Source organism: Ruegeria sp. AB5, assembly GCF_056542645.1.
The window spans coordinates 1-25015 of the sequence record NZ_JBQGAE010000020.1; the positions used below are offsets into that span (position 1 = coordinate 1).

The 25015-nt window shown below is 58.8% G+C and carries 20 protein-coding genes; 10 read left to right on the top strand and 10 right to left on the bottom strand.

The window, feature by feature from the left end; genetic code table 11:
- The first annotated feature begins 284 nt into the window (after positions 1 to 284).
- The 4 genes from ACR0L4_RS21325 (at position 285) to fdhF (ending at position 6956) form a co-directional block, all read left to right on the top strand.
- Entirely contained in the window at positions 285 to 1196 is a 912-nt protein-coding gene (locus tag ACR0L4_RS21325; RefSeq protein WP_480514967.1) for an ornithine cyclodeaminase family protein, read from the top strand.
- A gap of 293 nt (positions 1197 to 1489) precedes the next feature.
- On the top strand, positions 1490 to 2371 hold the full coding sequence (locus ACR0L4_RS21330; protein WP_480514968.1) for a LysR family transcriptional regulator: 882 nt from the start codon (positions 1490 to 1492) through the stop codon (positions 2369 to 2371).
- An 84-nt stretch (positions 2372 to 2455) separates the two neighbouring features.
- Positions 2456 to 4159 carry an NAD(P)H-dependent oxidoreductase subunit E gene (locus ACR0L4_RS21335; protein WP_480514969.1) on the top strand — a complete coding sequence of 568 codons (1704 nt, stop codon included), beginning with the start codon at positions 2456 to 2458 and terminating at the stop codon, positions 4157 to 4159.
- A 13-nt stretch (positions 4160 to 4172) separates the two neighbouring features.
- Positions 4173 to 6956 (top strand): formate dehydrogenase subunit alpha, encoded by a 2784-nt coding sequence (gene fdhF, locus ACR0L4_RS21340; RefSeq protein WP_480514970.1) that lies wholly within the window; start codon positions 4173 to 4175, stop codon positions 6954 to 6956.
- 111 nt (positions 6957 to 7067) lie between these two features.
- Here the strand turns inward: fdhF and ACR0L4_RS21345 are convergent, their stop codons facing one another.
- Both ACR0L4_RS21345 and ACR0L4_RS21350 read right to left on the bottom strand, forming a co-directional pair.
- Complete coding sequence (locus tag ACR0L4_RS21345; protein ID WP_480514971.1) at positions 7068 to 7946, bottom strand: hypothetical protein; 879 nt, start codon at positions 7944 to 7946, stop codon at positions 7068 to 7070.
- Positions 7947 to 7979: 33 nt separating this feature from the next.
- Positions 7980 to 8345: an eCIS core domain-containing protein gene (locus ACR0L4_RS21350; protein WP_170754440.1), complete on the bottom strand. Its 366-nt coding sequence runs from the start codon at positions 8343 to 8345 to the stop codon at positions 7980 to 7982.
- Between the two features lie 211 nt (positions 8346 to 8556).
- Here ACR0L4_RS21350 and ACR0L4_RS21355 point away from each other — a divergent pair, with 211 nt between their 5' ends.
- The gene (locus tag ACR0L4_RS21355) at positions 8557 to 9072 is read left to right on the top strand and encodes a thioesterase family protein (RefSeq protein ID WP_480514972.1); all 516 of its coding nucleotides are present in this window, start codon (positions 8557 to 8559) and stop codon (positions 9070 to 9072) included.
- A 4-nt stretch (positions 9073 to 9076) separates the two neighbouring features.
- Here ACR0L4_RS21355 and ACR0L4_RS21360 read toward each other — a convergent pair whose 3' ends face one another.
- From ACR0L4_RS21360 to ACR0L4_RS21370, 3 genes are all read right to left on the bottom strand, one after another.
- Positions 9077 to 13156: a translocation/assembly module TamB domain-containing protein gene (locus ACR0L4_RS21360; protein WP_480514973.1), complete on the bottom strand. Its 4080-nt coding sequence runs from the start codon at positions 13154 to 13156 to the stop codon at positions 9077 to 9079.
- Complete coding sequence (locus ACR0L4_RS21365) at positions 13153 to 14958, bottom strand: autotransporter assembly complex protein TamA (protein ID WP_480514974.1); 1806 nt, start codon at positions 14956 to 14958, stop codon at positions 13153 to 13155. The genes ACR0L4_RS21360 and ACR0L4_RS21365 overlap by 4 nt, the downstream gene beginning before the upstream one ends.
- A 148-nt stretch (positions 14959 to 15106) precedes the next feature.
- Positions 15107 to 16330 carry a urate hydroxylase PuuD gene (locus tag ACR0L4_RS21370; RefSeq protein WP_480514975.1) on the bottom strand — a complete coding sequence of 408 codons (1224 nt, stop codon included), beginning with the start codon at positions 16328 to 16330 and terminating at the stop codon, positions 15107 to 15109.
- A gap of 96 nt (positions 16331 to 16426) precedes the next feature.
- Between ACR0L4_RS21370 and ACR0L4_RS21375 the strand changes: the two genes are divergently transcribed.
- A complete protein-coding gene (locus tag ACR0L4_RS21375; RefSeq protein WP_170754431.1) occupies positions 16427 to 17341 on the top strand; it encodes a LysR family transcriptional regulator in 915 nt (304 codons plus the stop codon).
- A gap of 4 nt (positions 17342 to 17345) precedes the next feature.
- On the opposite strand, the gene uraH is transcribed toward ACR0L4_RS21375, so the two are convergent.
- Positions 17346 to 17702, bottom strand: a complete 357-nt coding sequence (gene uraH, locus ACR0L4_RS21380; RefSeq protein ID WP_170754429.1) for a hydroxyisourate hydrolase — start codon at positions 17700 to 17702, stop codon at positions 17346 to 17348.
- Positions 17703 to 17863: 161 nt separating this feature from the next.
- Between uraH and puuE the strand changes: the two genes are divergently transcribed.
- Together puuE and ACR0L4_RS21390 are read left to right on the top strand one after the other, a co-directional pair.
- The gene (gene puuE / locus ACR0L4_RS21385) at positions 17864 to 19282 is read left to right on the top strand and encodes an allantoinase PuuE (RefSeq protein ID WP_480514978.1); all 1419 of its coding nucleotides are present in this window, start codon (positions 17864 to 17866) and stop codon (positions 19280 to 19282) included.
- On the top strand, positions 19279 to 19767 hold the full coding sequence (locus tag ACR0L4_RS21390; RefSeq protein ID WP_480514980.1) for an ureidoglycolate lyase: 489 nt from the start codon (positions 19279 to 19281) through the stop codon (positions 19765 to 19767). Before puuE ends, ACR0L4_RS21390 begins: the two co-directional genes overlap by 4 nt.
- 93 nt (positions 19768 to 19860) lie before the next feature.
- Here ACR0L4_RS21390 and ACR0L4_RS21395 read toward each other — a convergent pair whose 3' ends face one another.
- The 3 genes from ACR0L4_RS21395 to ACR0L4_RS21405 all read right to left on the bottom strand — a co-directional run bounded on the left by ACR0L4_RS21395 (position 19861) and on the right by ACR0L4_RS21405 (position 22169).
- Entirely contained in the window at positions 19861 to 20847 is a 987-nt protein-coding gene (locus ACR0L4_RS21395; RefSeq protein WP_480514982.1) for a type I glyceraldehyde-3-phosphate dehydrogenase, read from the bottom strand.
- Positions 20848 to 20901: 54 nt separating this feature from the next.
- On the bottom strand, positions 20902 to 21225 hold the full coding sequence (locus tag ACR0L4_RS21400) for a hypothetical protein (protein WP_480514984.1): 324 nt from the start codon (positions 21223 to 21225) through the stop codon (positions 20902 to 20904).
- Between the two features lie 110 nt (positions 21226 to 21335).
- Positions 21336 to 22169, bottom strand: coding sequence for a bifunctional allantoicase/(S)-ureidoglycine aminohydrolase (locus ACR0L4_RS21405; RefSeq protein WP_480514986.1), 834 nt, complete (start codon positions 22167 to 22169; stop codon positions 21336 to 21338).
- Positions 22170 to 22346: 177 nt separating this feature from the next.
- Here ACR0L4_RS21405 and ACR0L4_RS21410 point away from each other — a divergent pair, with 177 nt between their 5' ends.
- Positions 22347 to 22700: a hypothetical protein gene (locus ACR0L4_RS21410; protein ID WP_480514988.1), complete on the top strand. Its 354-nt coding sequence runs from the start codon at positions 22347 to 22349 to the stop codon at positions 22698 to 22700.
- A 13-nt stretch (positions 22701 to 22713) separates the two neighbouring features.
- Here the strand turns inward: ACR0L4_RS21410 and ACR0L4_RS21415 are convergent, their stop codons facing one another.
- Complete coding sequence (locus tag ACR0L4_RS21415; RefSeq protein ID WP_480514990.1) at positions 22714 to 23649, bottom strand: 2-hydroxyacid dehydrogenase; 936 nt, start codon at positions 23647 to 23649, stop codon at positions 22714 to 22716.
- Between the two features lie 124 nt (positions 23650 to 23773).
- On the opposite strand from ACR0L4_RS21415, the gene ACR0L4_RS21420 reads away from it, so the two are divergent.
- Complete coding sequence (locus ACR0L4_RS21420; protein ID WP_480514995.1) at positions 23774 to 25009, top strand: acyl-CoA dehydrogenase family protein; 1236 nt, start codon at positions 23774 to 23776, stop codon at positions 25007 to 25009.
- Positions 25010 to 25015: the final 6 nt, after the last annotated feature.

Sequence of the window (25015 nt, forward strand, 5' to 3'; positions counted from 1 at the left end):
CGACACGTCCAAACCTGCAAAATACTCCATTCGAAATCTCCCATGTTCACAGTTTCCCTGTGAGCCTATCGGGAGCTCGACCTCAGTTCACGGTCAGCCCAATTACGCATGCTTTGGGCCCAAAGTGACCAATGCTGCAATGGAGACAGATGACCGCAAAGTTGCAGTCGCTGTCTGATGGTCTAAGATACGGGCCGGTACTTCGTTGAGCCGCCTGATACGATTTGAAGGGTGACACCGTCGGAGATATCTGGGCTGAAAGATACCAAGAGCAGGACATTGAGATGACCGCGTTTATTTCGTTCGAAGAGGGCGAAAAAAACCTCGATTGGATTGCGCTTACAGACGCTTTCATTAAAGGGCACGACCTGCCAAAAGCTGAAGTCGCCGATGTGCTTCTCTACCGTGGTGACAACACGTTCTTGAATCGGTCAGCATGGATCGATGGCATGGGACTTGCGGTAAAATGTGCCACAGTCTTTCCAAAGAACGCGGTTTCGGGCAAACCCACGATTGGGGGCGCAGTCAATCTCTTCTCAGATCAGGACGGAACGCTGGTGGCGATCATTGATTTTCACCTTGTGACCAAATGGAAAACCGCAGGGGACAGCCTTTTGGGCGCACGACGCCTCGCGCGCCCTGATAGCAACCAAATTCTCATTGTTGGCGCAGGCACCGTCAGTCACTCTCTTTACGCAGCTTACAGCGCACTCTTCCCGAACGCTAAATTCACCGTCTGGAACCGGTCGCCCGAGGGAGCCGAGGCTTTTGCCAAGCATTATCCCGAGACTGACGTAGCCACCAGCCTTGCTGATGCTGTTGAGCAGGCCGACATCATCACATCTGCAACCATGTCGACCCAACCTCTGCTGAGAGGAGAATGGTTGCGGCCAGGCCAACATGTAGACCTTATCGGGGCCTACCGGCCAGATATGCGTGAGGCCGATGATGAGGCGTTGCGCCGGGGTCGCCTCTTTGTCGACGGCCGGGACACCACAGTTGATCACGTCGGCGAGTTGATGACCCCAATCTCGCAGGGCGTAATAACTCAAGATGATGTGATTGCGGACTTCTATCAGATGGATCGCATGCAGCGAGAAAGTTACGATGAGATCACCGTGTTCAAAAACGGAGGTGGTGCGCATCTCGATCTAATGGCGAGTTGCTTCATACTGTCATCCTGGCAAGCCGCTTGAACAGGCCACGACATGCGCGTTGAAAGTGGAACAAAGCTTTCGATTTCAATTTTCCTTCTAGTTGGATTTCTCAGTTCTACAGCAGACGATCCCATATCGGACATTGCCCAAGATATTGTTTATGGCCGCTCTGTCTGCTGTGTTGACTTTTGCATTGCGTTCGTTCTGTTCGGTTTCATGGGGCTTCGCACAAACTCCTATACATTTTCGACCTATTCTAAATCGACTCGCGCTTTCTCTTCGGTCAAAACTCGCTAGTCTGCCGTCCAACTTGCCCATTGAGACGCCCTAAGATGATCGAAATCCGCGACCTCCAACTTCTCAGCGCCTTGGCGCGGCACCGACATTTTGCCAAAGCGGCCGAGGAATGCGGGATTTCGCAGCCCGCATTTTCCATGCGCATCCGTAACCTCGAGGATCGGCTGGGCGTATCCATCGTCCGTCGCGCCAACCGCTTTCAGGGTCTGACCGAAGAGGGCGAGATGATCGTCCTGCGGGCGCGGCGTATTCTGGACGACACCAAGGCGCTGGAGCAGCAGGTTCTGGCCTCTAAAGGTGAGATCACGGGCACCCTGATCCTTGGGGTGATCCCCACGGCGATTGCTTTCACCGGGCGGCTGATCAAGCGTCTGCAACAGGCCCATCCGCAGATCGTCACCCGGATCGAGACCATGTCTGCCAGTGCCATTCAGCATCGGCTGGATGAGGGCAGCCTGGATGCGGGCATCACATATGGCGACAGTATCGGTACCGATTTACGGCAGGTACAACCGCTGTACGAAGAAACCTATGTCCTGTTGGTTCCCTCCCACATGACCGAAGAAACGGGGCCGATCCCCTGGGCACAGGTGGCTGAGTTTCCGATCAGCCTGCTTGAACCTCAGATGCAGAACCGGCGCATCCTCGACCGGATTTTTGCGGAACAGGGTCTTCACCCCCATGTCGTGGCCGAAACCAGCGGATTCACTGCATCTATGGTGATGGCGCGCGAGGGGCTCGCCGCGACCGTTGTGCCTCGGGTTCTGGTGCGCGCGTTGGGCGACCTGAAGGGAACCAAAGTGTTGCCTCTTGTCGATCCCGTTGTCAGCAAACCGATTTGTCTGGCCACACTAAGCCGCGACCCTGATCTGCCCACTGTCGAGGCTTTGCGGGGCGTGGTGACGTCTTTACGTTGATAATCTGTCGTTATCGTGCGATTGGTAGATGCGATTTGACGATATGTTATTCTGATGAGACACGGGTCTCAATCGGAGGGCATCATGGCACCATTAGATACCAAGCCATCAGGCGCACCCAAGGGCGTCTGGAAGTCAGGTAAAGGCAAGGGGCGGCACACGCCCAAAGGCCGTCAGTTCACGGATGAGGCACAGGCCGAGATTACGCGTCTGCTGGGCGATCGCCCCCGCCGCCGCGACCTGCTGATCGAATTTCTGCATCTGATTCAGGATGCGCATGGCCATATCAGCGCCGACCATATTGCTGCGCTGGCCGTCGAGATGCGGATTGGTCAGGCCGAGATCTATGAGACCGCCACCTTCTACGCTCATTTCGATGTGGTCAAAGAGGATGAAACCCCACCCCCCGCACTGACCATCCGCGTCTGCGATTCCCTGGCCTGCGAGATGGCCGGTGCTCAGCAGCTGCAAAAGGCGCTGGAAGACGGGTTGGACCCGTCCGAAGTCCGTGTGCTGCGCGCGCCCTGCATGGGCCGTTGCGACACCGCACCGGTGCTTGAGATCGGCCACAACCATATCGATCACGCCACCCCTGAAAAGGTGCAGGCGGCAATTGCGGCGGGTGATACCCACGCCCATCTGCCCGACTATGAAACCTTCGCCGCCTATGAGGCGAACGGCGGCTATGCCAAGCTGAAAGAGCTACACGACAGCGGTGATTGGGAGGCGGTGCAAGAGGACGTTCTGGCCTCGGGCCTGCGCGGTCTGGGCGGCGCTGGCTTCCCCTCTGGCAAGAAATGGGGCTTTGTTCGCATGAACGATGGCCCGCGTTATCTGGCCGTGAACGGCGATGAGGGCGAGCCCGGCACGTTCAAGGACCGCTACTATCTGGAACGCACACCGCATGTTTTCCTTGAGGGCATGCTGATCGCCGCATGGGCGGTCGAGGCCGAGACCTGCTTTATCTACATGCGCGACGAATACCCGGCGGTGCTGGAAATCCTCGCCCGCGAGATCGCGGCGCTGGAAGAGGCCGGGATCGTTGCCAAGGGCTATATCGATCTGCGTCGGGGTGCTGGCGCCTATATCTGCGGTGAAGAATCCGCGATGATCGAGTCGATTGAAGGCAAGAAAGGCTTGCCGCGTCACCGTCCTCCGTTTGTGGCGCAGGTTGGGGTCTTTGGCCGTCCGACCTTGGTGCACAATGTCGAGACGCTGTATTGGGTGTCGAAGATCTGCCGCGAGGGGCCGGAATGCCTCAACACCACCGAAAAGAATGGCCGCACCGGTCTGCGCAGCTATTCGGTCTCGGGCCGGGTGGCGCAGCCGGGCGTCTATCTGTTGCCTGCGGGATCGACCATTCTGGATGTGATCGACGCCGCCGGTGGCATGGCCGAGGGTCATGCCTTCAAAGCCTATCAACCGGGCGGACCCTCGTCGGGCCTGTTGCCCGCGTCAATCGACGACGTGCCGCTGGATTTCGACACGCTGCAACCGCTGGGCACGTTTATCGGTTCGGCCGCGGTGGTAGTTCTGTCCGATCAGGACACGGCCCGCGACGCCGCGCTGAACATGTTGCGGTTCTTCGAGGATGAAAGCTGCGGCCAGTGCACGCCTTGCCGGGCGGGCTGCGAAAAGGCGGTCAAGCTGATGCAGGCCGACACGTGGGATCAGGACCTGCTGGAAGACCTGTGTCAGGTGATGGGCGATGCTTCGATCTGCGGTCTGGGGCAGGCGGCTCCGAACCCGATCCGCCTGGTCATGAAACATTTCGCTGACGAAATCTGAGGGAGACAGAGCCATGCTTGACGCAAGCCCAACCAAGACCGTCACCTTCAACCTGAACGGCGATGACGTGACCGTGCCCGAGGGCACCACGATCTGGGACGCGGCCAATGGCCGGGGCCTGATCATTCCGCATCTGTGCCACAAGCCTGTGCCGGGCTATAAACCCGACGGCAATTGCCGCGCCTGCATGGTCGAGGTCGAGGGCGAGCGAACGCTGGTCGCCTCGTGCATCCGGCCCGCAGCCGAGGGCATGGTGGTCAAAACCAACACCGACCGGGCCGAGAAATCACGCGCCATGGTGATGGAACTGCTGGTCGCGGATCAGCCCGAGGTGGCCCATGACAAATCCAGCCATTTCTGGGATATGGCGGCGCTGAACGATGTCAGCGACAGCCGGTTCCCGGCGAAAGAGCCCGAGAAAATTCCGCTGCTGGATGACAGTCACATCGCGATGCGGGTCAATCTGGATGCCTGTATCAACTGTAACCTCTGTGTCCGCGCCTGCCGCGATGTGCAGGTCAATGACGTGATCGGCATGGCCGGGCGTGGCCATACGGCACAGGTGGTGTTTGATCAAAACGACCCGATGGGCGCGTCGACCTGCGTGGCCTGCGGCGAATGCGTTCAAGCCTGTCCGACCGGTGCCTTGATGCCAGCGACCGTGCTGGATGATCAGCAGCATGGCGACAGCAAGGACTACGATAGCGAAACCGAAAGCGTCTGCCCGTTTTGCGGCGTGGGCTGCAAGGTCTCGCTGAAGGTCAAAGACGGCAAGGTGAAATATGTTGAGGGCATCAACGGCCCCGCCAACGAAGGCCGTTTGTGCGTCAAAGGGCGCTTCGGCTTCGACTATATCCACCACCCGCACCGCCTGACCAAGCCGCTGATCCGGCGCGAGGATGCGCCCGCCAAGGGGCTGAATGTCGATCCGGGCAATCTGGACACCCATTTCCGCGAGGCGACATGGGAAGAGGCGATGGATCTGGCCGCCACAAGGCTGAAAACCTTGCGCGACGAAGATCCGCGCAATGTCGCGGGCTTTGGTTCGGCCAAATGCACCAACGAAGAGGCCTATCTGTTCCAGAAATTCATCCGTCAGGGCTTCAAGCACAACAACGTCGACCACTGCACCCGTCTGTGCCACGCCTCATCGGTGGCGGCGCTGATCGAGAATGTGGGTTCGGGCGCGGTGACGGCGACCTTTAACGAGATCGAAAACGCCGATGTGGCCATCATCATCGGGGCCAACCCGATTGAGAACCACCCCGTTGCGGCGACCTATTTCAAGCAGTTCACCAAGCGCGGCGGCAAGCTGATCGTGATGGACCCGCGCGGCGTCGGCATGCGCAAGTTCGCTGATGAGATGCTGCAATTCCGCCCCGGTGCCGATGTCTCGATGCTGAACGCGATCATGAATGTGATCGTCGAGGAAGAGCTGTATGACAGCCAGTATATCCATCGCTGGACTGAAAACTGGGAGGCCGAAAAGGAGCACCTGCGCGCCTTCACCCCCGAAGCGATGGCGCCGATCTGCGGTATCGAACCCGATCAGCTGCGCCGCGTGGCGCGCACCTTTGCGCAGGCCAAGGCTGGGCTGATCTTCTGGGGCATGGGCGTCAGCCAGCATATCCACGGCACCGACAATTCGCGCTGCCTGATCAGCCTTGCCCTGATGACAGGCAATGTCGGCAAACCGGGCGCGGGTCTGCACCCGCTGCGCGGTCAGAACAACGTGCAGGGCGCCTCGGATGCGGGCCTGATCCCGATGTTCCTGCCGGATTATAAAACGGTGACCGATGACAGCATCCGGGCGCAGTTCACGTCGGTCTGGGGGTCTGAGGATTTCTCGAACGAAAAGGGCCTGACAGTGACCGAGATTATCGATCAGGCTTATGCAGGCAATATCAAGGGCATGTATATTCAGGGTGAAAACCCGGCGATGTCCGACCCTGATGTGGGCCATGCACGGGACGCGCTGGCCAAGCTGGAACTGATGATCGTGCAGGATATCTTCCTGACCGAAACGGCGAACTATGCCGACATCATCCTGCCGGCCTCGGCGCTCTATGAAAAGAACGGTACCGTTTCGAACACCAACCGTCAGGTGCAGCGGGTGCGCCCGGCTGTGGCACCTCCGGGTGAGGCGCGTGAGGATTGGAAGATCACCGTCGAACTGGCGCAGCGGATCGGGTTGAACTGGTCTTATTCGGACGTGTCCGAGGTGTTTGCCGAGATGAAGCTGACGATGGAGTCGCTCGACAACATCACCTGGGAACGGTTGGAGACCGAAACAATCACCTACCCGTCGCTGTCTGAGACCGATCCGGGCCAGGCGATTGTGTTCGGCGATGGCTTCCCCCGCGCCGATGGGCGGGCCAAGTTCACCCCGGCCAGTGTCATCCCGCCGGACGAAGCGCCGGATGAGGAATACCCGATGATCGCCACCACAGGCCGTCAGCTGGAGCATTGGCACACCGGGTCTATGACGCGTCGCGCCACAGTGCTTGACGCGGTCGAGCCCGAAGCAAACTGTTCAATGAACCCGCGTCAGCTGAAGCTGATGGGTATTGAACCGGGCGAGACCATCCGCCTGACCACCCGTCGCGGCTCGATCGAGATCATGGTGCGGGCTGACCGCGCGATTGCCGAGGATATGGTGTTCATCCCGTTTGCCTATGTCGAGGCGGCGGCGAATATCCTGACCAACTCGGCCATCGACCCCTATGGCAAGATCCCCGAGTTCAAGTTTTCGGCCATTCGCGTCGACAAGATCGAAGACGCCATCGCGGCGGAATAGTCGCGAGAAGAAAAACAAAAACAAGGTTGGCTCTGTGTTGAGCCAACCTTTTTTGAATTTGAGCCTCAGTTTGCTGCCACTGATCGCGACATCGCAAGCACCTTGGCAGAACTACCGCTTTAATTGCTGTGCCGTGTCTTTGATCACAGCTGTTAGCCTTGCAACCAACATTTTCAGCTCAGGCTCGCGGAATTTTTCCTTCTTCTCCGCTATCGCTACCTTATCAATGGGTTTGAATGCACTTGTACCGTTTTCGATTTGCTTTTCGGCCTCGGTCAGCAAGTTATCTGGAAGTGGTTTGTGCTTGTAGCGTTGGATATCGTCCACGACGGACGCAAGTTTTGCACCCAGACCGTCATCCAGGCATGGGGTGTCGCGAAGCACCTTGGACAGGGTGACAAGACTGCCGCCCCGGATCATCTCGAGGAAGGATGGAAAATCGCCTTTCGCCTTTTGCAGCTCTGAAGATGCCCCTTTGATCGCTGCCAGCAGTTTGGCTTCTTCGACCTTGATGATCTTTTCACCGCTGGCGTCGCCCTTGGACGCCTTTTCGAACTTCAGACGCTGTTCCATGTACTCGGATTTAGCGCTGGTGGTGCAGGCCTTGATATCCTTCTTCAAAATCTTCAGCGCATTCAAATACGCGTCTCCCAGGCCCTTTTCCTTGGCTTGGTTCTTGCGTTCCTTTGTCAGAAGCTGATCCAGCACACCCAGATAGTCGTCACCAGCCTTGACGGCTTTCTTGGCGACCTTTTCGAACAGGTCCAGCGCTTTTGTGTTCCAAGTGCGTCCTTTGGTGGATTTGACGATCTTGGAATAGATCATATCCAGTTCTTTCAGCGCCTTGGAGAAATCCTCTTTTTTATTGCTGTCCCACCATCGGGTTTTGCCGACAATTTTGAATTTCTTTGCGGACGTCTCGTTGCTTTTCTCGAACTGTCTGAGCGTTCGCGTCCATTCGTCACTCCATTCACCTACTTTGATCACCATCTTTGTTCCCTCCTGTTAGAACCAAAACCAATTTTATTTTGAAATCAGCACTTTGCCTTTTTGTGCCTTGGGCATTCGTCCATTCGCCTGTTGCACAACATGCGTGATCTCATGCGCCAACAACTTGTTGTCCTTGGCGTCTCCGCCTTTGGCGAAGTAGATGTCATTCCCATTGGTGAATGCCTTTGCCTTCAGTTCCTTGCAGATATCCGCCGCATTGCCACCGACATGAACCCGAACTTTCGATAGATCTGCCCCAAGCGCACTTTCCAGGCTGCTGCGAAGCTTGTTGTTCAGTTTGGTGGCTTTTGTTCCGGAAATCTCAGTATTGATGGCTTTGGGTTTTGCCTTTTTGTTCTTGAGTGCCCCGACGATTTTCTCGGCTTCTTCCGCTTTCATTGCGGCTTTCTCCTATTGATTTCACCAACGCTTATAGAATCTTCGGGTCCCAACCTGTCAGTGCTATTGTTCACACAAGGGATTTTTAGGCTTGTCTATGTGTGTTGCGCCGGGATGCGGGGTTGAAGCAATCAGATCGGATCGACCCACCGCACTGGACGGTGCCTGCGTTGGATGTCTTGATGGTGATGTTGGTCAGCGAGGAAAACTGATGTCTGAAAACCACTCATCCGGTCATGACGGCCCGTACCCCGCACCGGTGGAACTGACCGGATTTGAACTCGATCCGGCATGGATTGACTACAACGGGCACATGAATGTCGGCTACTACGGGGTTGCGTTTGATGTCGCGTTTGAACGTCTTTTGGTAGAGCATCTGGGCCTGGGGGAACCGCAGGTCCAAACGCTGGCGCAGGGGCCCTACATTCTGCAATCTCACATGCAGTTCTTGCGCGAGATCACCTCGGAGATGACGATCTATTTTCAGTTTCGGCTGCTGGATGCGGATCAAAAACGCGGGCACTATTTTGCACAGATGATCTCGGCCACGGATCAGGTGGTCTGCGCCACGCAAGAAGCACTGTTTATGAATGTCAGCCACAAGACCGGACGGTCAGAACGCTACCCGGATTGGGCAATTGCGCGGCTGGAACGAATGGTCCAAGATCACAAGGCCCTGCCACTTGCGCCCCAGATCGGTCAGCCGATCGGCATTCGACGCAAGTAGAGCGTCAGTAATCCCGTGCGAAAAACAGACCGATCCCGGTTTCCCCGCGTCCGTCAACGGTTCCTCTGACGGTAAAACTGTCGGTGACGTCCAGGTTCAGGTTGACCTCTGTATCGCCTTCGGTGTTGACGGTGAAATCGGTGTATAGATTGTCGCTGAGATACGCGCCTGCGCCCAGACGACCCGCCCCGCCTTCGGTCGCTCCGATATCCACGGTGTCGACGCCCGTCGATTCACGCAGGCCCTTGGTCGCGTCGCCACCGGCGCCGCTGAGCTGCGCCAAGGAGGCTGCCATTTGCGCAATGACAAAGGGCGAAAGCTCTGAGAACCGGTTGCCGAACAACAACATGGCCAGTGCTTCTTCGGCCGGGCGTTCAGGGTCCGAAAAGACGTCAACTTCTGGTGAATCCAATGGTCCTGCGATCTCGATGGTGGCCGTCCCGTCCGAAGTGCTGGCCGAGGATTCAAACTCTATATAGGGGGTCAGATCGCCCTGCAGGGTAACGATCCCTTTGCTCAGGGCCAGCCTTCGACCCAGAATGTCGAAATTACCGCGGATCAGTTCGATCTGACCAGAGGGGACGACCGAGGTTGTAGTGCCTCCGATGAAGATACGCCCGCCCAGTTCCGCATTCACACCCCGCCCACGCACAAATACGGCTTTTGGCGCCAACAGGCTGATATCCAGCGCCATACGTGAATCGCTTTTGCTCTGTTCTTCCGAGACCACCAGCTGCGCACGTTCGCGTGTTACGAAGCCAGCCCGGGTTTCGCCAATATGCTGGATATCGGGGATCGGAGCCGCGCCGACCGCGCCTGAGGCCGCTGCGAGGTTGATATTTGTTTCTTCAAAAGTGATCTGCCCGGACAAGGCGCTGTTTCCGGCCAGTGCGCCGGTCAGCGCAATCTGGCCGTTCAACGTGGTCTCGTACAGCAACTGGTCGGTCAAAACGAGATTGTTCAGGGCGGTGGTGATCTGGGCGTTGAAAGGCGGGGTCAGGTCCACAGGTCCGCTGACCGTAAAGCCGCCTCCGGCGCGCATCGCGCCAGTCATGGAAATCGTCGCGCGACCTTGCGCCAGATCGACCGACCCGCCAATTCCGGTGATGGTCTGCCCGGCATTTGGAATGGCAAAAGACGTGCCCGATGTCGTAATCGAACCGCTCAGCGCATCCAGACCGGGTTTGCCTTTCAAAGCCAGGTTGAACCGAGCCGAGCCATCAATCTTGTTGGGCGTGAGGAAGATATTGGCAATGCCCAGATTGACCCCGCCCTGAGCCGTCAAATCGGCTTCGCCCGTGGTTTCGTCAAATGTGCCCGCCACGTCGCTCGCGATATCTGCCGGACCTGCAGCTTTCGCCGCAATCGTCCAGACGCCATCGGCTCGCTTGGCATTGCCTTCGGCAGAGACCGTTCCGGGGAAGTCGGGGGCGAACCGTTCGACCCGATTGAGCTTGGCCTCAAAATCCACATCCGCCGATCCGTTGGTCTCGACCGTCCCGGTCAGGTTCAGATACGAGCTGTCGGGCCCCTGCAATCGAGCTGTCCCCTCTAACCCGGACCCCGTTGGCGCCACATTGCCATCCAGTTTCAGGGGGCCAGACAGCGTGTTGGACAGGCGGTTCAAATCGTCGAGCATGGCCGAAAAACTCAACCCGCCATTCTCGCGGTTCAGCTGGCCCGAGGCATTGGCCGTAAGGGCGGTCCCGTTCAGTTGGAATGTGCGGATGTTCATTCCGGCGTCGGTATTCTCGGCATCGACCGTCAGGGTCGTTTGGCCCGAGATCAATGCGTCCAACGGATCTATTCCAGTTTGGATGTCATTTGCCTGGGCGTTGCCTTGGACATCGAAAAACGTACTGCCCACTGCGCCTTTACCCTGCATGTCGGCCTGGACCGAGCCTGCCAGATCGCGACCGGCCAGGCCGGAAAACAGGGACAGGTCCGGGGCCTTGAACTTGGCTTGCCCATCCACGGCCAGATCACCCGTAGGGTCGGTAATCGTTGCCGCAACTTCCGCCGTCAGGGCGCGTCCGTTGATCGTGGCCTGACGGATCGTGACCAGGTCCTGCGCCAGTGCACCGTCGAACTCGACCGAGGTTCGCCCTGCCAGAAGCGGGTCGAGATCGTCCATCCCGGCTTTGATGTCCCGCCCCGTCACGCTGGCCGTGCCATCAAACTCCAGCGTCTGAACCGTGCCTTTTCCGGTCAGTTTGGCTTGTACCGAACCGCCCAAATCACGTTTCGCAAGGCCCGAGAAAACCGACAAGTCCCGCGCGCTGACGGTTGCCTGCCCATCAATGGACAGGTTCCCGTCCGGCGTTGTCAGCGTACCGTCCGCTTGCGCCCGCAAAGCATCCGCAATCAAAGTGAAATCGCGGATCGTCACACCATCTGTTCCACGCTTTGCATCCAGCGTGATCGTGGTCTCGCCTTTGATCACCGGATCGATGTCGTCTCGACCAGTAGACAGATTGTTGCCGTTGACGATCACCTTGCCGTCAAAACTGCGTTCCAGCGGCGAGCCGCTCCCTTCGACCGTTGCAGAGACCTGCCCACCCAGATCAAGCTGCGCCAGATCCGAGAAACGGGACAGGTCCGAGGCGTCCAGCTTTGCCGATCCTTCGATGTTCAAGCCACTGGTCAGCCCGCTGATCAGCGCGTCGAGATCCAGCGTGTAATCCGATCCGATCAGCTCAAACCCGGACAGGTTCAGCGTCTGGTCGCTGCCATATTCGAACACTCCGTCCAGCGTGATCCTGTCGCCAATCGCGGTGTTCAAAGCCGGGTTAGCCATGTCGAGCCCGTCGATCGCGGCCTGCAAGTCTCCGTCGAGGCTGAAGTCGGTCCCTTGTTCCAACGTGCCCTGCGCTGCAATTTGCGCCCGTTCCAGGCTGATCTGGTCCGTCGTCAACCCATTGGTCGTCAGGCTCAGGTCCCACAGATTGCCGTTCTTCTGGTCAAACAGCGCGGATATCTGGGCAGCTTCGATGGATGTGTCCCCGCCGGAGACCGGCAGAACGACACTTTGCCCCTCAGGAGGGGTAATACGGCCCTGCAAGGCGGCCAGTTCCAACGCACCACCGGACGCCAGTTCCAACTGGCCTTCAAGGTTCAGCGCCTCAGATGTGAACTCAAGATCGCTGATGCTGAGCGCGCCATCCGCCTGTGTCTGCCCGTCGACAAAAAGACGCGTCCGGGTGCCAAAGAACGTATCCATGTTGCGGGCGACAAAGGGCGTTAGATCACCACCCAGATCAGCGGTAAAGGCGATACCATCTGCGGCACCGCTTTCTGCGGCCCGCAACCGCACCTGACCGGTCACGCGCGGTTGGGCCTCACTGCTCAGGCTGATATCGGCAGTGAAATCCGTGACCGGACCCGAGCCTTTGGCGGTCAATCCGATGGGTGGGCTGTCCGGGATGTTCAGGGCCGTCGAGATCAGGCCGCCCGAAGCCTCGACAACGCTCAGATCCAGATCAATCTGACGACTGGAGTTCTGAAATCCCGCTGTCAGGGTGATTTCGTCTCCGGCGCGGTCCAGTCGGGTGATGTCCAGACTGGTATCCAGCGTACCATCGGAAAGCGACAGGTTGCCAGTGACGTTGAGGTCCGCAGCCACACCGATCAAAGGCTGTCCCAGTGCCAGCTCATCGATCCGAAGTTCTCCGATTTCGATGGCGACAGGCAGTTCGGGCAGTTGGAAGGGTGTCGTTTCAGCTGACGGCGGCGGAGTATCCTTGGTTGTTGTGCCGGGTGCGCGGGCGATGTCGATTTCCTGCGCCGTCAACGCGTTGACGGAAAACCGGCCCCGGATCAGCGCCAGCCGGTTCCAGTCCAGCTCGGCCCCTTTGATGGTCAGCCAGACGCCTTCGTCATCGGCGACCGTGATCTCGGCGATGGTGGCGCGGGAACTCAGCGCGCCCTGCAGGCCCTTGACGGTGACGTTCTGGTCATCGCCTGACAGCGTATCCTGCAGGAACCGCTCGATCATGCTGCCGCCTTCATCCTCTTGCGCGTATGTGGCAAGTGGCGTGCAGGTCAGCGTGCCGATCAGCAGCGGGTATGCAAGGTGCCGTTTCAAAATGCCTGTCCAATCCCGATGTAAAACTGCAGCCCGTCACCCGTATCGCCCTGAACCGGATAGGCCAGATCAAAGCGCAACGGTCCGAACCCGCCCAGATCATACCGGACACCCAGGCCAGCCCCGGAATGGTCTTCTGCACCGCTGCCAACAAACGAGGACGTGTCCACGATACCGTAATCGTAGAACCCGACCAGCGACAGGCTTTCGGTGACTTTGCCCCGTACCTCACCGGACAATCCCAGGAATGACCTGCCCCCCGCGATGCCAGTACCAACCGGAATGCCAAGACTTTCAAAGGGTTGCCCGCGCACGGTTCCCGCGCCACCCGAGAAGAACAGGAAGTCGGGCGTCACACCATCAGCCGACGGTCCAATGACCGATCCCAGCTGTACGCGCCCCGCCAGAACCAGCCGACCACCGGTATTGAGGCTTGTATAGGCGCGCCCATCGGCAAAAATGCGGATACCGCTTTCGGTGCCGGAAAACCCGACAAAGGGTGTTGCCTGAGCGTCCAGATAGAAACCGCGGGTGGCGCTGACCTTGCTGTCGCGCTCATCCCATTCGGACCGAAGGGGCAGGATAAAGTAGCGGAACTTGCGACCGTCTCCGTAGGCGTCGTCTGCATCCGACCACTGAAACCCGACGGAAGCCTCGGCAAAAAGCCTGTCTGAAAAAGTGCGCCTTGCCCCATAGGCCAGAGACGCTACGGAGACATTGTAGTTTTCGGTGTTGCGCCGTTCCAGCAGAGCATTCCAGAACGTATTGTCATCCGGTCCCAGACGATCGGGTTGATCCAGACGCAAGCCAATGCGACCGTCCAGATCCTCGGCCCCGCCAATGTTGCGCAATGCGGCCTCAAAGCGCAGGCGCTGTGCTCGACGGAACACGTTGCGGTGGGTCCATGATGCCGTCAAATCAATCCCATCGCGCGAGGCCAGTTCGAGCCCGAAGGTCAGTCGGCGCCTCGGCAAGTCCTCGAAAGTTGCATCAAAATCCAATGTTCCATCGGGGTTGGGTGTCTCGCGCTCCTCAAGCGAGACAACGCTGAACGTGCCGGTTCTGCGCAGCCGCGTCCCGACCTTCTGGATTTGAGCCGGAGAGTAGACCTCGCCACTGGGGAACCCGGCGATCTTTTCGATCGAGCGGTGTTTGACGTCTGTGTCGCCCTTTATGAACATCCTGCCAAAGGTCAGGCGACGTCCCGGGTCCAGATCAATCTGTGCGTCCAATTGTGCCTGCGTGTGTCGGGCAATTATGGTCTGGCTGGCCACATCGGCCTTGGCGTGCCCCGCGTTTCTCCAGCCCTGCACACCGGCTGAGGTTGCTTGCTGAATGGCGCCTGTGGTTGCGATTTTGCCCGTCGCAAATTCTTCCGGCAGCTCAGTATCAGGCGCGAGCGGTTGAACGGTTGCGTCGCCGAAACGGAATCTTGGTCCGGTCTGGATCGTGATAACCGCGCTGTTGATCTGGCTGGGAACGCTGAGCGTACTGAGTTCGGCCGCTTCCTGACCATCGAGCTTAATGCTGACAACCGGGCTGAAATAGCCCTCGTCATACAGAATCTGAACGATGGTGCGGTAGTCCGACAGGCCTGCCGAAAGTATTTCCAAAGGTGTGTCCAGCCCGCGCGCATCGGCTGTTGTAACGGATGAGGTCTCTTCGATCCGCGCTTTCAACTCTTTGGAAGCGCCCGGGGCGACCAAGCTGGTTTCCAAAGCCATAAGGCCCGTCGGCACCGACATCATCAGCGCGCCCAACAGACAGCATTTCAGACGGCGTCGCGGTCTGCTCCCCTGCATCAGATGGCTCCAACTGCCCCAACTCGAAATCACTTGGGCCGCGTTGTTCAAATCCGCGGCTGGTTGAATTCATGTTAGAGCATTTGAAACCCGCTGTGGAAAGGTTTTTGACGCCTTCATACGGAACAACGCCTGAACAGGTGTTGCGCTACAAGCCCGCGTTTCGGACCCAGCGAATGATTGCCTGACGATCTTCCGGTTCCATATAGGTCACATTGGCCGGGGGCATCGCGTGGGTCACGCCAGCTTGCAGGTATATCTGCTGTGCATTCCGGGCAATGTCACTTTCGGTTTCCAGCAGCACACCTTTGGGAGCCCAGAGGATACCCTCCCACACTGGTTCGCGGGCGTGGCACATTGAGCACCGCCCCAGCACGATATCATGCGCCTCTTCAAACCCGTCGGCCGAGGCGAATTGCTGTTCATATGGCGTTAAGGCATGGGCTTCGGTCTCTTCCAGTGGTTGATACATCGGCGCGGTCGACAGCCACATGATGGCGATGAACAGCAGCGCAGTGGCCAGCCAGGTCCAGGTCGGGTTGCCAGCACGGGCATGGCAGGTGTTGAAGTAGTGCCGGATAGTCACGCCCATCAGGAACACCAGCGCTGCGATGATCCAGTTGTATTCCGTCGCAAAGGCCAGCGGGTAGTGGTTGGACAGCATCAGGAACAATACCGGCAGAGTCAGGTAGTTGTTGTGGGTGGACCGCAGTTTTGCGATCTTGCCGTATTTCGGGTCTGGCGTGCGTCCGTTTTTGAGGTCGTCCACAACGATGCGCTGGTTCGGCATGATGATGAAGAACACATTCGCCGTCATGATCGTGGCCGTGAAGGCCCCAAGATGCAGCATCATTGCGCGCCCGGTGAAGATCTGGTTGTAGCCCCAGCCCATGGCCACCAGCAGCAGGAACAGAAGAACCATCAAAAGGGTTGGGCGGTCTCCCAGACCCGACTTGCACAGGAAATCATAGACCAGCCATCCAATTGTCAGCGAGGCCGCCGAAATCAAAATACCCTGCCAAAGCGCCAGATCAGCCTTTTCCGCGTCGATCAGGTACAGCTCGCCCCCAACCCAATAGACGATCATCAACAAGGCCGCGCCGCTCAGCCAGGTCGAATAGCTCTCCCACTTGAACCAGGTCAGGTGGTCGGGCATCCGTTCCGGTGCAACCAGGTATTTCTGGATGTGATAAAAGCCGCCACCGTGTACCTGCCATTCCTCGCCATCCGCCGGACCGGGGATATTGCGATTCAGGCCCAGATCCAAAGCGATGAAGTAGAAGGACGATCCGATCCAGGCCATGGCCGTGATCACGTGCAGCCAGCGCACTGCAAAGGCCATCCAGTCCCAGAACACGGCGAAGTCGTACATTTCAGAGGTCTCCGATTGCTTGCCGCCACACTAGGCAAGCGGGGTTTTCTTCGGTATTCCCGTATATTGTCAAACTGTATCAAAAAAAACGAAAAGATGTCCTATCTCGACAATATCCGAACCTTTGTCCGCGTCTACGATTTGGGCAGTATGTCCGCTGCGGGGCGTGACTTGCGGATTTCGCCAGCCGTAACCTCGGCGCGGATTTCTCAGCTTGAGGATCATCTGGGCGTGCGCCTGTTTCAGCGCACAACCCGAAACCTGTCCCCGACCGAGCAGGGCAAGGCATTTTATCCCGGTGCGGTGGCCGTATTGGATGCGGTGGATGAAGCCGAGGCGCAAGTGACGCATCTGACCGAAGCGCCGCGCGGGTCCTTGTTTGTGGCGGCTCCGCTGGGTGTCGGGCGACGGCTGTTGGCCCCGCATGTGCCTGATTTTCTGGGTGAATACCCCGAGATTGACGTTCGCTTACGGTTGACGGACAGGTCGGTGGACCTGACGACCGAGGGGCTGGATCTGGCCTTTTTTATTGGCCAGCCCGAGGACAGCACGTTGCGTATACGCAAGATCGCCGATTGCCAGCGCGTGCTTTGCGCAGCTCCGGACTATGTGAAGCGGCGGGGGATGCCCCAAACTGGGGCCGCGCTGCTTGCAGAGGGACACGAGTGCCTGAACCTGCGGTATCCCGGCGCGACAGAGTTTCAGTGGATGCTGGAAACGCCCGACGGCCCCAAGAGATTTGCCGTGTCCGGGCGGTTTGAGTGTGATGACGGGGATGTTCTGACGGACTGGGCTTTGTCAGGGCAGGGTATCGCGATGAAGCCGGTGTTCGAAGTGGCAGAGCATCTGAAAGCTGGTCGTCTGGTCGCAGTTGCGCAGGACACCCCGCCGGTGCCGGTGCAGATGGCGTGCCTGTATACCCACCGTCGTCATCAGGACCCCAAAGCCCGCCTGTTCATGGATTTCATGATCGAACGGATTGGCAAGGTGGTGCGCAATTCCGAGGTCTGACGCGTCAACTGCCGCGATAAGTCGAGTATCCATAGGCAGACAGCAGAAGCGGCACGTGATAGTGCGCCTGGGCATCGGACATGCCGAACCTGATTGGAACCTGATCCAGAAACAGAGGATCATCCCCAGCCTGATCAGTGCTGCGCAGGTAGTCCCCTGCAAAGAAGACCAGCTCGTAGGTGCCTGTCTTGAATGTCTCAGACGGTAGGATCGGGCTGTCTGTCCGTCCATCTGCGTTGGTCTGCATCTCGACAAGCTTGCGATGAGAGTTTCCTGACACGTGATAGAGCGCGATCTTTAATCCGGCGGCGGGGCACCCCCGTGCGGTGTCCAGAACATGGGTTGTCAGATAACCTGCCACGGTACTCTCCTTTGATGTGTCTTTTGGTTTGTCGCAGTCTGGCTCAAACATCAAAACGGTGGAAATGCCGAAAGAACCGGAAACAGCGTTCGGATTGATTTGATAATCCTGTGGGGATTTCTAGGCTAAGCCTGTCGAAACACCAAGGAACGGAAGATACCATGCAGCCCTCCCGCTACCCTCGCGACATGATCGGATACGGAGCAAACCCGCCGCAGGCCAATTGGCCCGGCGGCGCAAAGCTGGCGGTGCAGATCGTGCTGAATTACGAAGAAGGCGGGGAAAATAACGTCTTGCACGGTGATGCGGCGTCCGAGGCATTCTTGTCCGAAATCGTTGGCGCTGCTCAATGGCCTGGTCAACGCCATTGGAACATGGAATCGATCTACGAATACGGCGCGCGGGCCGGGTTCTGGCGACTGCATCGGTTGATGAAAGACCTGCCGATCACCGTGTACGGCGTTGCGACCGCACTGGCACGATCGCCGGATCAGGTGGCGGCGATGAAGGACGCGGGATGGGAAATCGCAAGCCACGGTCTGAAATGGGTTGAACACAAGGACATGCCCGAGGCGCAGGAGCGGGCCGGGATTGCCGAGGCGATCCGGTTGCACACCGAGGTCACCGGGGAACGCCCCTTGGGGTGGTATACCGGGCGCTGCTCGCAGAACACGGTGCGTCTGGTGGCCGAAGAGGGCGGGTTTGCTTACGTCGCCGACACCTATGCCGACGATCTGCCCTATTGGGTACAGGCCGGAGATCGGGATCAGTTGATCGTGCCCTACACCCTGGATTGCAATGACATGCGCTTTGCCACGCCGCAGGGGTTCAATGCGGGAGATCAGTTCTATTCATATTTGAAGGACAGTTTCGATGCGTTGTACGAAGAAGGGCAGGGCGGAGCGTCCAAGATGTTGTCCATCGGATTGCATTGCCGCCTGATCGGGCGCCCGGGGCGGGTGATGGCCTTGAAACGATTTCTGGAGTACGCGCGTAGTTTCTCGGATGTGTGGTTTGCCACGCGGCTACAGATTGCCGATCATTGGGCGCAGACCCACCCGCCGCAGACGCATCCAAAACCATCGCAGATGAGGCGCGAGCAGTTCGTTTCCGCCTATGGAAGTATCTTTGAGCACTCGGCATGGATTGCCGAACGCGCCTATGATCTTGAACTTGGGCCAGCCCATGACACCGCTGGCGGACTTCACAATGCGCTGACGCGTATGTTCCGGTCGGCGACCGAGGATGAACGTTTGGGCGTTCTGACCGCGCATCCTGATCTGGCTGGCAAGCTTGCTCAGGCCAAGCGGCTCACCCGGGAAAGCACGTCCGAGCAGGCCTCAGCAGGGTTGGATGCGTTGACGGATGCAGAGCGCGCGGCGTTCACGGATCTGAACGCGCGCTATACGGAGAAGTTTGGTTTTCCCTTCATCATAGCAGTGCGGGATCACGACAAAGCTTCGATTCTGGCGGCTTTTGAACGGCGAATCGAACAGGACCGGGACGCCGAATTTACCGAGGCTTGCCGTCAGGTCGAGCGCATCGCGGAAGTCCGCCTTGCGGATATGTTGCCGTCATGAACCGCAGACTTGTAGCCGAGCCGATCTCGGCCGCAGCGTTTGCGCCGTTTGGGGATCTGATCGAAACGTCGGGCGAACCGGACAAGATCATCAATCAGGGGCAGTGCGGGCGCTATCATGACCGGGCTGCCATGGACTTTACGAACGGGCGGGCCGGGGTCAGCCTGTTCAGTGCCAATCCGCGTAGCCTGCCGTATCGGCTGGAGATGGTCGAGCGTCACCCTGCCGGCAGTCAGGCCTTCATTCCGATGACGTATCAACCGTTTCTGGTGATCGTCGCACCGGATGAGGACGGGCAGCCGGGTGTGCCACTTGCCTATCTGACCGCGCCGGGACAGGCGGTGAACTACCACCGGGGCACATGGCATGGGGTTCTGACACCTCTGCACGAGCCGGGTTTGTTTGCCGTGATCGACCGTATCGGGGACGGTGCAAATCTGGAAGAACACTGGTTCGATGCGCCGTTTGAGGTGGTCAAAGCCTAGGCCGAGATGCTCCCGCCCGGTCAGGGCACATCGGAGATGCGCCATGACCCGTTGGGCCGGGCAGCGCGCAGGGCGCGCTGCGATTGCGACAAACTAGCCCGCGGCCATAAGACGGGCAACGTCGAGCATACGGGCAGAAAAGCCCCATTCGTTATCATACCAGCCAAAGACACGTACCTGATTGTCGCCAACCATGCGGGTTTCTGGGCCCGCAATGACCAAAGACTCGGGCCGGGAGCGCAGATCCGAAGAGACAAGCGGCATGTCGGTCCAGGCAAGCACCGGGGATGCGTCCACGGCTTGGTGCAGGGCGTGGTCAAACGCATTCGCGCCTATGCCGCGTTCGAGCGTGACGACGATATCAATGGCGGAAACGCTGGCCGTCGGGACCCGAACCGCAGCACCCGAGACGCGTCCGGCCAGGTGGGGCAGCACCACGTCGATCAGATGAATCGCGCTTGACGTGGTGGGCACCATCGACAGCGCGCCCGCGCGAGAACGCGCCAAGTTGCCGCGAGGGGCATCGACCATCGGTTGGCTGTTGGTGTAGCAATGGATGGTTGTCATGTGGCCCGAAACGATACCTCCGATCTCATCCAGTGCCTTGACCAGCGGGGCCAGCCCATTAGTGGTGCAAGAGGCGTTCGAGACAATGCGTGCGCTGCCAAGCTGCCCTTCGTTTGCGCCCAGAACAATCGTCACCTCTGCGGCCGGGGATGGGCCCGAGATCAGAACTTTGCCCGCCCCGGCAGCCAGCCCCCGCCGGGCCACGTCCGACGTGCGCGCAATCCCGGTACAGTCGAGCAACACATCGACGCCTGACAGGTCGATATTGGCCAGATCCGAACTGTGGGTCATCAAGATGCTACGCCCATTTACGACCAGCGCCGCGTTGTCTGCGGATACATCGCCCGGGTAAGGACCAAACGTGCTGTCGTATTTGAAGAGATACGCACAGGTTTCAAGCGGTGCGATGTCGTTGACCAGAACCAGATCGATATCCGATTCCTTCGGCAAGGCCAGCACCTGCCGCAGAATCGTGCGGCCGATGCGGCCGAATCCGTTGATCGCGAGTTTCATGCGAAAGCTATGGCAGGCAGATCAGGCGACCTCAACGAAAGTATTGTACCAATTTCAATTGCAGCTGACCTGGGAAAAGAACTGGCCCGAGATGTTCTGATACATGCTGGCCACGATCGGCTTGCAACCGGTTGCCTGCTGAATCGCCGCAATGGCCTGTAGGGTGCGCAGGCGGGGCGGCGGGCCGAAAGGGTTCAGGTTGTTATTGTCGCGGGTGGCGCGGTAGATCACCGGGGCATCTGCGACCTGGGTTACCGCCCACGTGCGGCTCAGGACCACGACGGACCTGGTCTCTTCCTTGGCGATAGCAGGCGCGGTTGGCGCGACCGCCAGCGTGGCAATCGCGGCCAGGGCCATGAGAGGCAAACGCAGTGTCATGAAGCAAACTCCGATACTCAAAAGAGAATTTTCTTTGATTTCAGCAAATTTCGACACGTCTGTGAACCCTTGGAGCGATAAAATTGTAGCGCAGTGGCGGCACTTGCCGCTCATCGAGCGGACAGGGACAACGGCACATGCCGGTTCACGTCTTTGTAAAGCAGGTACCGAAACCGCCCCGGACCCCCCGCATAGCACGCCTGCGGGCAGAACGCACGCAGCCACATGTAATCGCCCGCCTCAACCTCGACCCAGTCCTGATTCAGCCGGTAGACGGCCTTGCCTTCCAAAACGTAGAGCCCGTGTTCCATCACATGCGTTTCCGCGAAAGGTATCACGCCGCCGGGTTCGAAATTGACGATATTGACGTGCATGTCGTGGCGCAGATCCTGCGGGTTAGCAAAGCGGGTTGTGGACCATCGCCCGTTGGTTCCGGGCATTTCGACAGGTGCCACATCTTGCTCATTTGTAAGGATCGGGTCGGGCGCTGGCAGGCCCGGTACCGCCTGATACGCTTTGCGAATCCAGTGAAAGCGGGCTGGTGCATCGGAGTGATTGTGAAGCGTCCAGTTCGAGCCAGGTGGCAGGTATGCGTAGCCGCCAGTGTCCAGCAAATGCTCTGTTGCGTCCAGGGTCAGGGTCACAGAGCCTTCAACCACAAACAATACGGCCTGCGCGGCAGTTTCGGTTTCGGGATGGTCGCTGCCGCCACCGGGCTGAACCTCCATGATGTACTGAGAAAAGGTCTCGGCGAACCCGCTTAGGGGGCGGGACAGAACCCACAGCCGCGTCCGTTCCCAAAAGGGCAGAGAACTGGTGGTAATGTCGCGCAGCGTGCCTTTGGGGATCACTGCATAGGCATCGGTGAACATGGCACGGTCGGTCAGCAATTGCTCTTGACCGGGGTGCCCACCGGTGGGGGCATAGTAGCTGGGAGTTGTCATCACAAGCCTCAGGGTCGTTTTGAGGGCACTATGAGGGGAATGGCACCCCGCCTCTAGCACTTGCGTTGCGATAGGTTTGTTCGGGATATTTTGAAGGTGCAGGGCCCAAGGGCTTGGCCCCGCCCGCGTTGGGGTATATCCTTGAGGTCAAATTGAATTCAACTAGACGAGGCGGTGATGAAAGCCCGGATTTCTTTGGTATTGGCGGCGGCAAGTATTCTGGCGGTTGCGGCGGTTCAGGCCAAACCGCTGTCGCGGATCATTGCGGAAATGGGTTTGAGTCCACAGGATTTCGAAGTGCTTAGCGAAGCGTCGAATTCCTTGCTGTCCAGTGGCGCTCCGACCGTGGGACAAGAACGTGCGTGGACAAACGACGCGACCGGCTCGAAAGGAACCGTGCGCATAAGTGCAGTGCAGGGTGATTGTGTCTCGTTGCTTCATTCCGTTGATCCGGGCGGCGATGAACCAAGCCGCCAGGCCCGAACGCGCCGTTGCAAGGACGCCAATGGCAATTGGTTGCTGGCGCCCTGATCCGGGCGTTGGATCAATAGCCTTGACTGCGGTCGACCTCGTGTAACAACGGGCTGTCAGAAGACAATCGGCGAAAGTTCTCAGCCACATCTGACAATGCATCCCCCAAATGCCAGCCGGACACATGGGGCGTGATTGTGACGCCGGGATGCTGCCACAGGGGGCTGTCTTTCGGCAGAGGTTCATGGCTGGTCACATCCAGAACCGCATGCCTGGGGATGCCCCGGTCCAGAGCGGACAGCAGAGCGGTTTCGTCAATCAAGTCGCCGCGCCCGGCGTTTAGCAATTGGCTGCCGGGTTTCATTGCGGCAAGCATATCTGTGTCGAACAAGCCAATGGTCTGAGGGGTCGATGGCAAGATGGCACAGACATGATCGCATTGGCCAAGCAGCGCTGGCAACGCGTCGTCGCCACGCATGCAGGTGACGCCATCGATGTGTTTGGGTGAACGGCTCCATCCCATCACCCGAAACCCGACAGCGTTCAGCATACGCGCGGTGCGTGCGCCGATATGACCCAACCCCAACACACCGACTATTGTGTCGGGCGTAATGAGCGGGGCTTTGGGCGCCCATTCCGAACGACGCTGCGCGGCTTCATACAAACTCATGTGGCGCTGGGCGCGCAGGATATAGGCCAGAAACCACTCGGCGATCCCTTGCGCCGGGGCATCCGGTTTCAGGCGAGCGACGCGGATATGATCCGGCAGGTTCGGGTTGCCCACAATCGTCTCAACACCAGCCCCCAGTTTCTGCACCAGTTTGAGGTTGGGCAAAGCCACCAGCTGCGCATCCCGCAGGCTCACCACCGCGACCATCGTGATCTCGTCCGGGTCTCCTATGGTGTCGGGAGTCCGCACATCCGCCTCGGGCGACAGTCGACGAACTCCATCGGCCAGGTCCGCATTGCTCATCCAATCGGAAAGGCCCGTGTCGATCAAAAGTGCCATGCGCGGCTCCTTCATCAGAAATTGAGGTGGTGACGTCCCGTCACTGAGCTAGACAGGGTCACGGCAGCTAAGCCATTCTTGAGTCGAAGGTAAAGCCCGATCCCGGGGCAACGGAGGAGCGTTCATGAACATGTCATTCAGTCTGCGTGAGGAAAACCGCGCCCTCCTGCAGCGTGTCTCGGACATGATCCGGGACGAGATCACGCCGCTGGAGGATGAATATCAGACCGAGATCGGCAAGGGCGACCGCTGGCAATACACTGAAAGACAGGCTGAAATCCTCGAAGGGTTGAAGGCCAAGGCCAAGGCTGCCGGGCTTTGGAACTTCTGGCTGACTGACAGTGAAAAGGGTTTCGGGCTGACCACTGTCGAATACGCCTATTTTGCCGAAGAGATGGGCAAAACGCCTCTGGGTGCAGAGGTCTTCAACTGCTCTGCACCCGACACCGGCAATATGGAGGTGTTCGAGCGCTACGGCACCGAGAAGATGAAACAGCAATGGCTCAAGCCTCTGCTCGAAGGGAAGATTCGCTCGGCCTATCTGATGACCGAACCTGATGTGGCCTCATCGGATGCCACCAACGTGTCGATGTCCTGCGTGCGGGACGGGGATGACTATGTTCTGAATGGCGAGAAATGGTGGTCCTCGGGCGCAGGTGATCCGCGCTGCAAGGTCTACATCGTGATGGTCAAGACGGGGGGTGAGGATCAACCGAAACATCAGCGGCAATCGATGATCGTAGTGCCGGCTGATGCGCCGGGGATCGAATCCCTGCGGCCCATGCAGGTCTACGGACATGATGATGCACCGCATGGCCACATGCACATTCGGTTCACCGATGTGCGGGTTCCGGTCGAAAACATCCTGTTGGGCGAGGGGCGCGGGTTTGAAATTGCTCAGGGCCGGTTGGGACCGGGACGTATCCACCATTGTATGCGCGCCATAGGACAGGCGGAAAGCGCGCTGGAGCAGATGTGCAAACGCGCGATGCAGCGCGAGGCATTTGGCAAGAAGCTGGCGCAGTTGGGGGCCAACTTTGACATCATCGCCGAATGCCGGATGGAGATCGAGATGGCCCGTCTGCTATGTCTGAAAGCGGCCTGGTACATGGACCAGGGAGATGCGCGGGCGGCGGCGCCCTGGATCAGCCAGATCAAAGTTGTCGCACCGCGCGTTGCTCTGAAAGTGATCGATGAGGCGGTGCAGATGTTCGGCGCACAGGGGATCAGTCAGGACACGCCGCTGGCCACCGCGTGGACCCATGTGCGGACGCTGCGTCTGGCCGATGGGCCGGATGCTGTACATCGGCGTCAGGTCGCGCGGGCCGAGCTGAAGAAATACACGCAGGAAAAGGTTTGAACCCCG

Excerpts from the sequence above, each read along its gene's own strand:
- ACR0L4_RS21355 (WP_480514972.1), top strand. The coding sequence starts at position 8,557 with ATGTCTGAAAACCACTCATCCGGTCATGACGGCCCGTACCCCGCACCG.
- ACR0L4_RS21345 (WP_480514971.1), bottom strand. The coding sequence starts at position 7,946 with ATGGTGATCAAAGTAGGTGAATGGAGTGACGAATGGACGCGAACGCTC.
- puuE (WP_480514978.1), top strand. The coding sequence starts at position 17,864 with ATGCAGCCCTCCCGCTACCCTCGCGACATGATCGGATACGGAGCAAAC.
- ACR0L4_RS21420 (WP_480514995.1), top strand. The coding sequence starts at position 23,774 with ATGAACATGTCATTCAGTCTGCGTGAGGAAAACCGCGCCCTCCTGCAG.
- ACR0L4_RS21350 (WP_170754440.1), bottom strand. The coding sequence starts at position 8,345 with ATGAAAGCGGAAGAAGCCGAGAAAATCGTCGGGGCACTCAAGAACAAA.
- ACR0L4_RS21410 (WP_480514988.1), top strand. The coding sequence starts at position 22,347 with ATGAAAGCCCGGATTTCTTTGGTATTGGCGGCGGCAAGTATTCTGGCG.
- ACR0L4_RS21405 (WP_480514986.1), bottom strand. The coding sequence starts at position 22,169 with ATGACAACTCCCAGCTACTATGCCCCCACCGGTGGGCACCCCGGTCAA.
- ACR0L4_RS21325 (WP_480514967.1), top strand. The coding sequence starts at position 285 with ATGACCGCGTTTATTTCGTTCGAAGAGGGCGAAAAAAACCTCGATTGG.
- ACR0L4_RS21335 (WP_480514969.1), top strand. The coding sequence starts at position 2,456 with ATGGCACCATTAGATACCAAGCCATCAGGCGCACCCAAGGGCGTCTGG.
- ACR0L4_RS21400 (WP_480514984.1), bottom strand. The coding sequence starts at position 21,225 with ATGACACTGCGTTTGCCTCTCATGGCCCTGGCCGCGATTGCCACGCTG.
- ACR0L4_RS21415 (WP_480514990.1), bottom strand. The coding sequence starts at position 23,649 with ATGGCACTTTTGATCGACACGGGCCTTTCCGATTGGATGAGCAATGCG.
- ACR0L4_RS21330 (WP_480514968.1), top strand. The coding sequence starts at position 1,490 with ATGATCGAAATCCGCGACCTCCAACTTCTCAGCGCCTTGGCGCGGCAC.
- fdhF (WP_480514970.1), top strand. The coding sequence starts at position 4,173 with ATGCTTGACGCAAGCCCAACCAAGACCGTCACCTTCAACCTGAACGGC.
- ACR0L4_RS21395 (WP_480514982.1), bottom strand. The coding sequence starts at position 20,847 with ATGAAACTCGCGATCAACGGATTCGGCCGCATCGGCCGCACGATTCTG.
- ACR0L4_RS21370 (WP_480514975.1), bottom strand. The coding sequence starts at position 16,330 with ATGTACGACTTCGCCGTGTTCTGGGACTGGATGGCCTTTGCAGTGCGC.
- ACR0L4_RS21375 (WP_170754431.1), top strand. The coding sequence starts at position 16,427 with ATGTCCTATCTCGACAATATCCGAACCTTTGTCCGCGTCTACGATTTG.
- ACR0L4_RS21365 (WP_480514974.1), bottom strand. The coding sequence starts at position 14,958 with ATGCAGGGGAGCAGACCGCGACGCCGTCTGAAATGCTGTCTGTTGGGC.
- ACR0L4_RS21390 (WP_480514980.1), top strand. The coding sequence starts at position 19,279 with ATGAACCGCAGACTTGTAGCCGAGCCGATCTCGGCCGCAGCGTTTGCG.